Consider the following 12304-nt stretch of genomic DNA (forward strand, 5'->3'; position numbering starts at 1 on the left):
GCCAGCAGACAGGTGTCAGTGACAGCGAAAGGCCGGCGCCATGTCGAGGCGCCGGCCCTGTCTGATTTGCCGATGTTTATCCGGTTTCACCCACAGGACGGACGATCAGCCGGTATAGCCTTCCACCGTGCCGCCTTGGCCGAACTTGCGTTCGCGCATGAAGCGGTCGAACTCTTCCTGGTCCTTGGCGCGGCGCAGTTCGCGAACATAGGTCTCGAATTCCTCGCGCATCGCGTTGAGGCGGCGGCGCTCTTCGTCAAGACGCGTCAGTTCGGTTTCGCGCCATTCGTCGAAGGCGACATTGCCGGTGTCGAAGCCGGCGCGGGCGCGGCCGGAAAAGCCCGGAAAGCCGCGGAAGTTGCTGAAGGTCCGGTCCACCGTCTCATTGGCATTACGCTTGAAGGCGCCAAGCCGCTCGCCGAACAGAATATAGGCGAGCATGGCAAGGCCCAGCGGCCAGAAGACGATGAAGCCCAGGACCATCAATGCAATGGTCGCAGGCGTCCAGTCCGGACGGATCAATGCAGATTGGTTCATGTTCAGGCGTCCTTTGTTGAAGAAGGGCTGCCGATCCGGGCCCTTACGCGCAATTCGATGTGGGGGCGCAACCGTTCCTCCACAAGAAAGCAAGGACTAAAATCGAACAAGTGGCTTTGCCGACTTGACAATTTCGCAGAAAGACAGTTCGCGGCCCTTCTTCTTTCCGGCATGATTGTGGCGGAGCGCCAGCTGAGTGACGCCCCGCCTTCGATTGATCAGGCCGTCTTGCCTCCAACGATCACCTGGCGCACCGGCTGGCCACCGCGCGCATGCGCCCGCTGGAAAGCAGCAATCCGCGGCACGATCTCGCGGCGGAAGCGTGAGCCGTTGAAGACGCCGTAATGGCCGACATCGGGCTGCATATAATGCTGGCGCATCGTCTCGGGAATGTTGACGCAGAGCGTCTGCGCCGCCTGGGTTTGGCCGAGGCCGGAGATGTCGTCATTCTCGCCCTCGACCGTCAGAAGCGCGACTTTGCGAATGGCGGTGAGATCCACCCGGTTTTCCCGATGCATCATCTCGCCCTTGGGCAGGGCATGACGCATGAAAACCGTCTCCACCGTCTGGAGATAGAATTCCGCCGTCAGATCCATCACAGCCAGATATTCGTCGTAGAAATCGCGATGCTTCTCGGCCGCATCGCCGTCGTTCTTGACCAGATGCTCGAAGAAGTCGCGCTGCGCCAGGATATGGCGATCGAGGTTCATCGACATGAAGCCCGAGAGCTGGAGAAAGCCGGGATAGACCGGCCGCATGAAGCCGGGATGCGGGAACGGCACAGGCATAACGACATTGTCGCGAAACCACTCGATCGGCTTGTCCTTGGCCAGTTTGTTGACGGCGGTCGGGTTGATGCGCGTGTCGATCGGGCCACCCATCAGGGTCATCGAGGCCGGCGACAGCGGATCCTCGGCCGCTTCCATCAACGCCACCGCAGCCAGAACCGGAACGGCCGGCTGACAGACGGCCATCATATGGGTGTCGGGCCCGAGATGGTGCAGCATCTCAATGACGTAATCGATATAGTCGTCGAGATCGAACGTGCCCTCGGCCAAGGGCACCATGCGGGCGTCGATCCAATCGGTAATGTAGATATCCGCATGGGGGAGAAGGGATTCGACCGTGCCGCGCAGCAGCGTGGCATAATGGCCCGACATGGGCGCAACGATCAACAAGCGCGGATCGCGCTCGCGACGCTTGGGCAGGGTCCGTTCGAAATGGATGAGGTTGCAGAAGGGCTTGCGCCAGACGATCTTCTCGCACACCGGCACCGCCTTACCATCGACCGGCGTCTCATAAAGGCCGAAGTCCGGCTTGCCATAGCGCCGGGTCGCCCGTTCGAACACTTCGAGGCTGGCGCTTGCCGTGCGCCCGGCATAGGTCTCGGCAAAGGGGTTGAGCGGATTGGCATAGGCCAGGCGCATTGCCTCTGCGGCGGCGCGCCAAGGCGCCATGACCGCATGATTCATTTCATACCATTGGTAGAACATGCAGGCTCCTCTCGCCAGGCTTCCAAAGAGTGCTCCTCTCGCGCCCTGGCGGACGCACGGACGGGCAGATTAGCACGAAGCCGGCCCATGGCAACGAGACCGAAGCGCCTCCGGTTCCGCTGCTGCCAAGCCCTGACGCCATCCGCCTGTCGGCGCTGGCGATCCTCCCGCGCTCTTTCACAGCCAACCGCGCCCTGCCGCTCAATAGCGACGACGCTGCGTCACCATCCAGGCGGACCATGCCGCACTCGGCCGGACCTTGGTTTCATGCGGAGGATCTCACACAATCGTTTCAACGCCATTGACGCAGAGTCTCGCATTGCCGGGATTGCGATCGGCCTTGCCGCAGGCCATTGATCACGCGCATAACGTCCTTGCCGCGCGGCCGAGCACCTCCCAAGCTGCCGCATGGCCTGACGATTTCCAGTCATTTGAGGATCAGACCCCATGAGCACGTCAAGCAACTTCCGCCAGGCCGACTACCCTGTCGATCCGGGATTCCTGAACCGCTGGTCGCCGCGCGCCTTCGATTCCTCGCAGATCAGTGCCGAAGATCTTCTGACCATTCTCGAAGCCGGCCGCTGGGCGCCTTCCGCCTTCAATGCGCAGCCCTGGCGCTTCGTCTATGCCCGTCGCGACACCCCGGCCTGGGAAACGCTGTTTCCGCTGCTCAACGAGTTCAACCAGAGCTGGGCCAAGACCGCATCTGCGCTGATCTTTTTCGTATCCAAGACGGTGTCCGTTTCGCCGTCCGGCGAAAAGAAGCCATCCTACAGCCATAGCTTCGATACGGGCGCGGCCTGGTCGGCCATTGCGCATCAGGCCGAAAAGCTCGGCTTTCAGGCTCATGGCATGACCGGCATTCACTTCGACCAAGCCAAGGAGGTCTTGAAGATTTCGGACGATTACCGGCTCGAGGCCGCTGCTGCCATCGGCCGCAAGGGCGACGCGTCGATCCTGCCGGAAGGCTTGCAGGCCCGCGAAACGCCAAGCCCGCGCCAGCCTCTGTCCGAGCTTGCATTCGAAGGCACCTTTATCGGCGATTGATCCCCGCCCCCCGATCTCGGTGACCGAGCCTGATTGAATCGAAAAGGCCGGCTGCGGGTTTCACCTGCAGCCGGCCTTTTTTAAAGCGCCTCTCGGAGGGTGTGACCGGATCAAATGTCCAGGTTGGACACGCTCAGCGCATTTTCCTGAATGAAGTCGCGGCGCGGCTCCACCTCGTCGCCCATCAGGCGGGAAAACAGGCCATCGGCGTCCGTGGCGTCGTTCACCCGGACCTGAAGCAGCGAGCGCACCGTCGGATCCAGTGTGGTTTCCCAGAGCTGTTCGGCATTCATCTCGCCCAGGCCCTTGTAACGCTGCATCGACAGGCCCTTGCGGCCAACGGCGAAGATGGCGTCAAGAAGCGCACGCGGGCCGGTAATCTCCATGGTCGTATCGCGGCGCTTGAGCACAGGCACCTGCGTATAGATCTCTTTCAGCCGGGCGCTCGTCTGGTCGATATAGCGGGCGTCCTGAGAGCCGATCAGTGCCATGTCAAGCGTCGCGACATCCTTGACGCCGCGCACCATGCGCTCGAAGCGCAATCCGCCATCCTCGGCAACCGTGCCGGTCCAGCCGCGTTCGGTTTCCTCCGCGATCCGGTCGAGACGGGCTGCAACATCGGCGGCAGTCGCGGCGGAACGGGTGGCGTCGCTCAGAACCTCCGGATTGAGCGCGCCGGCAATCGCCGCCTGCTCGACCACCGCTCTGTTATAGCGCGAATGCAGGCCCTCGATCAGCGCGCGCATGCGCAGGGCGTCATTGATGATCTCGCGCAGATCGAGCGCGGCGCGGGCTTCGCCATTGCCAAGCTCCAGAACCGCATCTTCGAGCCCGACGGTGATCAGATAATCCTCGAAGGCCTTTTCGTCCTTTAGATATTGCGAGGACTTGCCGCGCGTCACCTTATAGAGCGGCGGCTGGGCGATATAGAGGTGGCCGCGCTCGATCAGCTCCGGCATCTGCCGGAAGAAGAAGGTCAGCAGCAGGGTGCGGATGTGGGCGCCGTCGACGTCGGCATCCGTCATGATGATGATCTTGTGGTAGCGCAGCTTGCCGGGGTTGAACTCATCCTTGCCGATCGACGTGCCGAGCGCGGTGATCAGCGTCCCGATTTCCTGGCTGGAGAGCATCTTGTCGAAGCGCGCCCGCTCGACGTTCAGGATCTTGCCGCGCAGTGGCAGGATGGCCTGGTTCTCGCGCGAGCGGCCCTGCTTGGCCGAGCCGCCGGCCGAGTCACCCTCGACCAGGAACAATTCGGACTTGGCCGGATCGCGCTCCGAGCAATCGGCGAGCTTGCCGGGCAGCGAGGAAATATCGAGCGCGCCCTTGCGCCGCGTCAGCTCGCGCGCCTTGCGGGCCGCCTCGCGTGCGGCTGCCGCCTCCACCACCTTGCCGACCAGCGTCTTGGCCTCGGCAGGATGTTCCTCCAGCCAGGTCGACAGCGCCTCGCTGACGAGATTTTCAACCACGGGGCGGACTTCGGAGGAGACCAGCTTGTCCTTGGTCTGCGAGGAGAATTTCGGATCCGGCACCTTGACCGACAGAACGGCCGACAGACCTTCGCGGCAGTCGTCCCCCGTCAAGGTCACCTTCTCCTTCTTCATGATCCCGGAGCTGTCGGCATAGGAGACGATCTGGCGCGTCAGCGCGCTGCGGAAGCCCTGCATATGCGTGCCGCCATCACGCTGGGGGATGTTGTTCGTGAAGCAGAGCACGTTTTCATGGTAGCTGTCGTTCCACCACATGGCCACTTCGACGGTGATGCCATCGCGCTCGCCCTTGATGGCGACCGGCTTGTCGACCAGCGGCTTCTTGGCCCGGTCCAGATAGCGGACGAAGGCTTCAAGGCCTCCGTCATAAAGCATCTCCTCTTCCTTGACGTCTGGCTTGCGCCGATCCGTCAGCCGGATGCGCACGCCAGAATTCAGGAAGGCCAGTTCGCGCAAGCGATGTTCGAGCGTGCCGAAATCATATTCGGTCATCGTGAAGGTTTCGGAGCTGGCGAGGAAGGTGACCTCCGTGCCCGAACGCCCCTCATACTCACCGATGACGGCGAGCGGCGCATCGGCCACGCCGTGGGTAAAGGCGATCTCATGGATCTTGCCATTGCGGCGGATGCGCAGCTTCAGCCAGACCGACAAAGCATTGACGACGGACACGCCGACGCCATGCAGACCGCCTGATACCTTGTAGGAATTCTGGTCGAACTTACCGCCGGCATGCAGCTGGGTCATGATGACCTCGGCCGCCGAGACGCCCTCGCCCGTGTGAATATCGGTCGGAATGCCGCGCCCATTATCGGTCACCGTTACCGAGCCATCCGGGTTCAGCGTCACGGTCACCAAGTCGGCATGACCCGCCAGCGCTTCGTCGATGGCATTGTCGACCACCTCGTAGACCATGTGATGCAGGCCGGATCCGTCATCGGTATCGCCGATATACATGCCGGGCCGCTTGCGCACGGCGTCAAGGCCTTTGAGAACCTTGATGGAATCGGCGCCATATTCGGCGCTGGCGGCGGCGGACGAGGAATTGGTCATTGGGGTGTCAGATCTTTCCAAGGCTTCTGCATCAGGCGCGCTTTCGAGGCCGAAAACGGCATGCGGCGGAAGGGTCAATGTCGATAAGCGGTCTTGGCGCGCAACGGCCGATGCGAACCGCTTTTCGGGCAATCGCGTCAGTGCGGAGCCACTGCCGAATCACCTGATGTCATAGGTGTCAATATAGGAACTCTGCGTCTTTTCACCAAATGAAGAGGCGGGAAAGTCCCCAGAAAAGCAGGCATTTTGGCACTTTTAAGGGTGGTTTTCCGTTAAAATCGCCGCCTGAGCGCAGGCACGCGCCGCAGGCCTAACGCTGTTTAGCAGCAATGCGCGCTTTCTCCAAAAGCTCATCCATCTGCGCGATCGTATCGGGCGGCAGCGAGCGGATTGCCTGTGCCAGACGATTGGCGAAGGCCGTGTATTCGCCCGGCAGGCCTGAGGTGTCGAGCGTGGCCTTGGGATGGGAGATCGAGGCGACGTCGAAGAGCGCGTCCTGCTCGTCCCAGATGACGTGGAGATAGCCTGATATCTTCTGGATCAAGTCGAAGCTCGGTGCGCCGCGCTGGCCGCGTTCCAGCGCGGAGAGATAGGCGCCCGAGACGCCGATCGCTGCCGCCATCTGCTTCTGCGTCACGCCACGCTCACGGCGCAGACGCTTCATCGCCTCACCGAAAGGGGTCGTCGTCATGATGCGACAGGCCGGGATTGCGCGCCAGACGCACATAGAGCGCGCCCTCGCCGCCATGCCCCCGCGCGGCATTGTCATAGGAGGAGATCAGCGGGCGAAAATCCGACAGGGCGAACCACATCGGCACCATCCGCTTCAGCGCGCCTTCGCTGCCCATGGAGGTGCCCTTGCCGGTGATCACGAGTACATGACGCAGGCCGCGCTGGTGGGCTCGGGTGAGAAAGCCGAGCAGAAGATCATAGGCTTCCCCTTGGAACATGCCGTGCAGATCGAGACGCGCCTCGATCGGCAGCCGGCCGCGTGAAAGCTTGCGGTGAACGGGCTTTTCGAGCGGCTGGGGTATCTTCTGCGCCGTGCGGAGAGCAACCTTGTCCCCCGCGGGCGGCGCCGCCTGCGCCGCCTTGCCGACCTTAGCGTCCTCCCTGGACACTGCCTGAGGCTCGGCCGCTTCGTCCTCCAGGGCCAGGCGCTCCATCCTGCCCGGCAACGCCCGCGTGGTGCGCGCCACCTTGCCCCAGAGGATGCGGTCTTCGGCCGAAAGCGTCTTGTCCTTAGCCATGGCCGCCGCCATAGCGTGCCGCGACGGCCGAAGGGATCAGCACGAAGAAACTGGCGGGATGGCGCACAGCGCCCGCAAGATCGCCCGCCGCATCGCCGGAACCGGTAAAGATATCGCCCCGCGCCGGGCCGATGATGGCCGAGCCCGTATCGAGCGCCAACATCAGCCTTTGAAAAGGTCGACCCTGATCGAGACGTGTCAGGCTCTCGCTGGCGATATAAAACGGCGTGCCGAACGTATGGATCAGCCGGTCCACCGCGAGCGATCGACCGGGCTCCAGCGGCACCTTGGCTGCGGCGATCGGCCCCAGATCGGGATCGTCGACCTCCGCCTCGCGAAAGAAGATGAAGGAGCGGTTCTCCCACATCAGCGCATCGGCTTGGTCCGGGTGCTGCTCCAGCCAGGCGCGGATCGTCTGCATGGAGATATCGGCAGGCTTGATCGCACCGCGCTCGATCAGCCGCTTGCCGATGGGCGAGAAAGGATGGCCAGTCTTGGCGGCATAGGTGATGCGCCGCATCGAGCTGTCAGGGAAGAGAAGCCGCGCCGCGCCCTGCACATGGGCGAAGAACACATCGACCTTGGAGCGGGCATAGGCAATTTCGAGCCCGCGCCCATCCAGCGCACCCCGCTCGATCGCGCCGCGATCCTCATGGACGACAAGGCCCTGCGCTGTGGCTTTGGCGAAAGCGAAACTCGGATCGAAGCCTTCGGGACGGTTTTCGTCGGAAAGATCGACCAGATCGTCCGGTCGGCGATAGAAGGGGTAACGCCAGACCTCATCCTTTCGATGGCTGACAGCCACGACCGGCTCGTAGAAGGCGGTGACGAAGCCTTCACCAGCGCCATCAGGCGTGATGCGAAAGGGTTGGAAATTCGCTTCGATCAGCGCACGGGCGGCCTCGGCCGTGCCTGCTTCCTCTGCCTCCAGCGCCCGGAAGGCTGGCAGAAGATCGGCGCTCGACAGGCCAAAAGATCCGGTGCGATGCGGCTTGACGGTTTCGATATGGCGGCGACAGCGCCGGATCGCCGCGAACACGGGCCTTGGGTCATCCGCTTGCCAGCCCGGCAGGTCGGTAAAGGACAGAGGCTCCAGCGCGAAACCCGATGTCTCAGCGGCGCCCGCCACGGGATCAGCCTTCCGACTCGGTGGCGATCAGCTTCCAGTTCGGATCGCGCGAGCGGGTGTCCCGCGCAAAGGTCCAGATATCCTTGACCTCGGAAACAGCCTCGGCATCGCCATCGATCACGGCGCCGGCCTTGTCATAGGTGGCCGAAATCAAATGGCTGACGATGCGCAGCGTCAGATGGGCTTCGCTGCCGCGCATCTCGGCCTGGGCGATATCGGCCTTGTCGACGCCGACGAGGGTGGACTTCACCGTTTCGCCGCGCTTTTCCCGTTCGCTGATCGCGGCGTCGAAGCCCTCGTAGACCTCACGCGACAGAAGCGACTTCAACGTCTTCCGGTCGCCCTCGGCAAAAGCGGCCACGATCATTTCATAGGCCATGCGCGCGCCAGCGACGAATTCCTTGGGATCGAACTCCGCATCGGCATCGACGATCCGGCGCAGCTGGGCATTGATCTCGCTGTCGGCAGGGGCGAAAGCGTTGACGGCCTTGTAGCGCTCCTCCGTCGGGTTTGGCATGCCGTCCCGGCGCGGAAGCTGCACCACCTTGCCCGTCGCCTGCGGCTGGCGCTCGGTATCGGCAGGCGAAAAGGGATCGACCGGAGGCTTCTCATTCCCCGTTCGCCGGCCGAGCACGGAGCGCAGCTGGATGAAAATGATGACGGCGGCCACCATGAAGAACAAAGTGACGAAGTCGATAGAGCCCATTTCAATCCGATGCCGCTGTTTGCCAAGGAGGTTGAGAACCATATAGTCCGGCTGGCGGTATCATTCAAATGTTCTGCCCGCTCTTGATGCCTTCAAGCGAGCTGATTGACGCGAAAAGGCATCGATTCTGTCCTCAGGCTCTGATGAAAGGCCCTTTCATGCGATTGCTCCTCCTGCCGCTCGCGCTCTTGGCCCTGCCGCTTCTGGAGATCGCCACCTTTATTTTGGTGGGTCGCCACATCGGTGTCGGCGCGACATTGCTACTCGTGCTCGGCTCTGCCGTTCTGGGCGCCCTGCTGCTGCGCAGACAAGGTCTCGACGCGTTGCGCCGGATCTCGGTGGCCGCGCGAAACGGGGAAGATGCCGGCCGCGAGCTCGTGCATGCCGCAATGATCGTCATTGCCGGGCTGCTTCTGATCGTGCCGGGCTTCCTGACCGACCTCCTCGGCCTTCTCCTGTTTCTTCCGCCAGTGCGCGAGCTTGCCTGGCGGCTTGTCGCCCAGCGCATCGTCGTGGTGACGACGCGCAGACCCCGTGGTCCGGGCGCGCGCAGACAACCCCGTCAGGGGGCCCAGGTGATCGATCTCGACGCGGATGAGTTTTCGACCGACCGCAGCCACGACGATGGCGCAGAGGGAAACGAAAGCGATCCCCGCCGTCTTCCCTGATCTGGCTTCCTGCAGCAAATCGGCCTTGCCGAAAGGCGCGGCCGACGGACGGGCGGCCGGGTTGTAAGCGTCCGGGCGAGATGCTAGAGCGCGATGACCCAAATCATCATGGCCCGAAGACCACGAGGCCAGTCCGAAGACCCAAAAGGGAAGAGATCTCGATGAGCGAAACGAATGGCAACGGGACGGCACAGTCCCCCTCGCTGAACATCCTGGCCCAGTATGTCAAGGATTTCTCGTTTGAGAATCCCGGCGCGCCGCGTTCCCTGCAGGCGCGCGACAAGGCGCCTTCGATCAACATCAATGTCAACGTCAATGCCAATCCGCTCTCCGAAACGGAATTTGACGTGATCCTGACGCTGAGCGCAGTGGCGACCGAAGGCGACAAGACGATCTTCAATGCCGAGCTTGCTTATGGCGGCGTGTTCCGCGTGTCCGGCTTCCCGCAGGAGCACATGCTGCCGCTGCTCTTCATCGAGTGCCCGCGCCTGCTCTTCCCCTTCGCCCGCCAGATCGTTGCAGACGCGACCCGCAATGGCGGCTTCCCGCCACTGATGATCGACCCGATCGACTTTGCCCAGATGTTCACCCAGCGCATGGCCGAGGAAAAGGTTCGTTCGCAGGTTTCGGCCAACACGAACTAAGCGTTCCCGATCAGGAAAACGAAAAACGCCCGGCGCTGTCACAGCCCGGGCGTTTTTCGTTGGACCGGATCGCATGGCGACCGTGATCCCAGCGGCATCGAGCCGATCCCGGTTCAGCACATCGATTTAGAATTTCTCCCACTGGTCGGAAGCGGTTGAAGGAGCCGGCGCCGCACTGGCAAAGGCCTGGTTGAGCCCGCCGATCAGTCGTCGCGCCGGAGAGGCCACGGGCCGGCTTTGCGGGCTCGCAGGTCGGGCAATCGTTACGGGCGCAGACCGGCCAAGCTTGACGCTGAGGGCCTGGGCCGGCGCATCCGACATGCGGAACTGAGCGATCAGGGCGCTGAGGTTCTCGGCACTTTCTGCAAGACGATGGGTCACGGCATTGGTCTCCTCGACCATTGCCGCATTCTTCTGCGTGAACTGGTCCATACACGAGATGGCGCCATTGATTTCGGACAAAGCGGAAGACTGCTCGCGCGTCGCTATGGCCATGGCGGAAATATGCTCGTTGATCAGCGCCACCTGAGACGAGATATCGCCCAGTGCAGCCCCGGTTTCGCTGACCAGGGAAACGCCGTTCTCGACGGCTTCGCCAGACTTGCGGATCAGCGCCTTGATGTCCTTGGCGGCACTGGCGGAGCGCTGGGCAAGCTCGCGTACTTCCTGCGCCACCACGGCGAACCCCTTGCCCGCCTCGCCAGCCCGCGCTGCCTCGACGCCTGCGTTGAGCGCCAGAAGGTTGGTCTGGAAGGCGATCTCGTCAATCACATTGAGGATGGTGGAAATCTCGGACGAGGCGTCCTGAATCCGGCTCATGGCATAGATGGCCCTGGAGACAACGGCACTGGACCTTTCGGTGCTGACACGGGCCTTGCCGGCGATCTCGGCCGCTTCGTCCGCCTTGGCGGATGAGCTGCGGACTGTCGAGGTGATCTCCTCCAGCGAGGCCGAGGTCTGCTCCAGCGACGCTGCCTGCTGTTCCGTGCGCTTGGACAGATCGTCGGTGGCCGAGCGCATTTCGATGGAGCTTGCCTCGATGCCAGCGGTCTCGCCGCCAAGCCGGACAAGGGTAGTTCTGAGCTTCTCGGCCGCCTGGTTGAAGTCCAGACGAAGCCGGTCGAGCTGCCCGGCAAAGCCGGTGTCGATGCGCACGGTCAGGTCACCATCGCTGAGCCTGTGCAGTCCGTCGGCCAAGCGATCCATCGCATCTTCCAGCTGTCGCGTCTCTTCCATCTTTGTGGCGTCGCGCTCTTGGCTCTCCCGCTCGCGAAGCGCCACCCCTTCATGCGCGCGCCGCTCCATCGCGATCTTCTCCACCGCGCTTTCGCGAAAAACGTCGAGTGCGCGGGATAGTGCGCCGATCTCGTTTTTCAAAGCCCGCCCCGGCACCTCAGCATCGAGGTCACCGCCGGCCAGCCGATCGGCAACCGCCGTCAGGCGGGGGAGCAGGCCAAGCGTGCGACGGACGCACAAAGCGATCAGAATGGCCGCGAGCAGCAGCGCGACCGCAGCCGTCAAAGCGATTGCATAGCTTAGATCCGTGGCCATGCTATCGATCTCGGCTGCCCGCACGCCGGCATAGAGGATGCCGATCACGGATCCATCCTTGGAGAAAACCGGCTGGTAGATCGTGTAATAGGGCGTGTCGAGAATAGTGGCCTTGCCGCGATACACCTGACCTTTGGTGATGGCGGCATAGACTGCACCCGTCTTGCCGAGCGCCGTTCCAACGGCCCGGCTGCCATCCGGCTTAATGATATTGGTGGTGCGGCGCCAGAAATCCTTCGAGGCTGCATCCCATCCAAAAATCGTGGCCGTCTGTCCCGTCATGCGGCCGATCGCATCGATCATGCGATGCTCGGTGAAGCTTTCCGGAATGGCCTCAGCTGTGATCCGCTCGACATTGCCATTCTTGCTCCAGCTCACCGTCAGGCCGGGAAGATCGCGCTCGACCAAGGTGGCAGCCGCGCGCAGGCTCGAATCCTGATCGGCGACGGCCTGATCCTTGATCCGGCTGGACACACGCTCGGCGATCACAAGGGAAACGGCGGCCAGGGCCAGGGCAAGAATGCCGACGGTCAGTGCCGTGATCGTTTTCGTCAGCGTAAAGCGGGAAAGAAAAGACATTGTAGTCGAACCCTATCAGAATAACGCAGAGGACGACCTCGAGCGATATCCCTAGGATTGAGTTCGAAACTTAATATATTTTTACGCGTGCAACCCCTGTTTCGGAGTTGAAAGACTATTCAATATTCATCTAAATCAAGATAGATATTGCGTTCAGCTT

At 62.4% G+C, this 12304-nt stretch carries 11 protein-coding genes; 3 read left to right on the forward strand and 8 right to left on the reverse strand.

Annotated elements, in window-relative coordinates; all coding sequences use genetic code 11:
* Positions 1 to 105: 105 nt before the first annotated feature.
* Both BMX61_RS00200 and phaZ read right to left on the reverse strand, forming a co-directional pair.
* Positions 106 to 537, reverse strand: coding sequence for a DUF2852 domain-containing protein (locus BMX61_RS00200; protein ID WP_075627439.1), 432 nt, complete (start codon positions 535 to 537; stop codon positions 106 to 108).
* 218 nt (positions 538 to 755) lie between these two features.
* Positions 756 to 2030, reverse strand: coding sequence for a polyhydroxyalkanoate depolymerase (gene phaZ / locus BMX61_RS00205; protein ID WP_075627438.1), 1275 nt, complete (start codon positions 2028 to 2030; stop codon positions 756 to 758).
* 447 nt (positions 2031 to 2477) lie between these two features.
* Between phaZ and BMX61_RS00215 the strand changes: the two genes are divergently transcribed.
* A complete protein-coding gene (locus BMX61_RS00215) occupies positions 2478 to 3077 on the forward strand; it encodes a nitroreductase family protein (RefSeq protein ID WP_075627436.1) in 600 nt (199 codons plus the stop codon).
* 110 nt (positions 3078 to 3187) lie between these two features.
* Here the strand turns inward: BMX61_RS00215 and gyrB are convergent, their stop codons facing one another.
* The 5 genes from gyrB to BMX61_RS00240 form a co-directional block, all read right to left on the reverse strand.
* Entirely contained in the window at positions 3188 to 5617 is a 2430-nt protein-coding gene (gyrB, locus tag BMX61_RS00220) for a DNA topoisomerase (ATP-hydrolyzing) subunit B (protein WP_075627435.1), read from the reverse strand.
* Between the two features lie 310 nt (positions 5618 to 5927).
* Positions 5928 to 6308, reverse strand: coding sequence for a helix-turn-helix domain-containing protein (locus BMX61_RS00225; protein ID WP_075627434.1), 381 nt, complete (start codon positions 6306 to 6308; stop codon positions 5928 to 5930).
* Positions 6286 to 6867, reverse strand: coding sequence for a Smr/MutS family protein (locus tag BMX61_RS00230; RefSeq protein ID WP_075627511.1), 582 nt, complete (start codon positions 6865 to 6867; stop codon positions 6286 to 6288). The genes BMX61_RS00225 and BMX61_RS00230 overlap by 23 nt, the downstream gene beginning before the upstream one ends.
* A complete protein-coding gene (mltA, locus tag BMX61_RS00235) occupies positions 6860 to 7996 on the reverse strand; it encodes a murein transglycosylase A (RefSeq protein WP_075627433.1) in 1137 nt (378 codons plus the stop codon). The genes BMX61_RS00230 and mltA overlap by 8 nt, the downstream gene beginning before the upstream one ends.
* A 4-nt stretch (positions 7997 to 8000) precedes the next feature.
* Entirely contained in the window at positions 8001 to 8702 is a 702-nt protein-coding gene (locus BMX61_RS00240; RefSeq protein WP_075627510.1) for a Tim44/TimA family putative adaptor protein, read from the reverse strand.
* Between the two features lie 158 nt (positions 8703 to 8860).
* Between BMX61_RS00240 and BMX61_RS00245 the strand changes: the two genes are divergently transcribed.
* Complete coding sequence (locus BMX61_RS00245) at positions 8861 to 9370, forward strand: FxsA family protein (RefSeq protein ID WP_075627509.1); 510 nt, start codon at positions 8861 to 8863, stop codon at positions 9368 to 9370.
* 161 nt (positions 9371 to 9531) lie between these two features.
* Positions 9532 to 10014 (forward strand): protein-export chaperone SecB, encoded by a 483-nt coding sequence (gene secB, locus BMX61_RS00250; protein ID WP_075627432.1) that lies wholly within the window; start codon positions 9532 to 9534, stop codon positions 10012 to 10014.
* A 126-nt stretch (positions 10015 to 10140) separates the two neighbouring features.
* On the opposite strand, the gene BMX61_RS00255 is transcribed toward secB, so the two are convergent.
* Positions 10141 to 12144, reverse strand: a complete 2004-nt coding sequence (locus BMX61_RS00255) for a methyl-accepting chemotaxis protein (RefSeq protein WP_075627431.1) — start codon at positions 12142 to 12144, stop codon at positions 10141 to 10143.
* Between the last annotated feature and the right edge of the window lie 160 nt (positions 12145 to 12304).

Origin of the sequence: Xaviernesmea oryzae, from assembly GCF_900109605.1 — a bacterium.
Taxonomy (GTDB): Bacteria; Pseudomonadota; Alphaproteobacteria; order Rhizobiales; family Rhizobiaceae; genus Xaviernesmea; species Xaviernesmea oryzae.

Bases quoted from the DNA above. Each gene is read 5' to 3' on its own strand.
- BMX61_RS00240 (WP_075627510.1), bottom strand. From the start codon at position 8,702: ATGGGCTCTATCGACTTCGTCACTTTGTTCTTCATGGTGGCCGCCGTC.
- BMX61_RS00230 (WP_075627511.1), bottom strand. From the start codon at position 6,867: ATGGCTAAGGACAAGACGCTTTCGGCCGAAGACCGCATCCTCTGGGGC.
- BMX61_RS00200 (WP_075627439.1), bottom strand. From the start codon at position 537: ATGAACCAATCTGCATTGATCCGTCCGGACTGGACGCCTGCGACCATT.
- BMX61_RS00225 (WP_075627434.1), bottom strand. From the start codon at position 6,308: ATGACGACGACCCCTTTCGGTGAGGCGATGAAGCGTCTGCGCCGTGAG.
- gyrB (WP_075627435.1), bottom strand. From the start codon at position 5,617: ATGACCAATTCCTCGTCCGCCGCCGCCAGCGCCGAATATGGCGCCGAT.
- BMX61_RS00245 (WP_075627509.1), top strand. From the start codon at position 8,861: ATGCGATTGCTCCTCCTGCCGCTCGCGCTCTTGGCCCTGCCGCTTCTG.
- phaZ (WP_075627438.1), bottom strand. From the start codon at position 2,030: ATGTTCTACCAATGGTATGAAATGAATCATGCGGTCATGGCGCCTTGG.
- BMX61_RS00215 (WP_075627436.1), top strand. From the start codon at position 2,478: ATGAGCACGTCAAGCAACTTCCGCCAGGCCGACTACCCTGTCGATCCG.
- secB (WP_075627432.1), top strand. From the start codon at position 9,532: ATGAGCGAAACGAATGGCAACGGGACGGCACAGTCCCCCTCGCTGAAC.
- BMX61_RS00255 (WP_075627431.1), bottom strand. From the start codon at position 12,144: ATGTCTTTTCTTTCCCGCTTTACGCTGACGAAAACGATCACGGCACTG.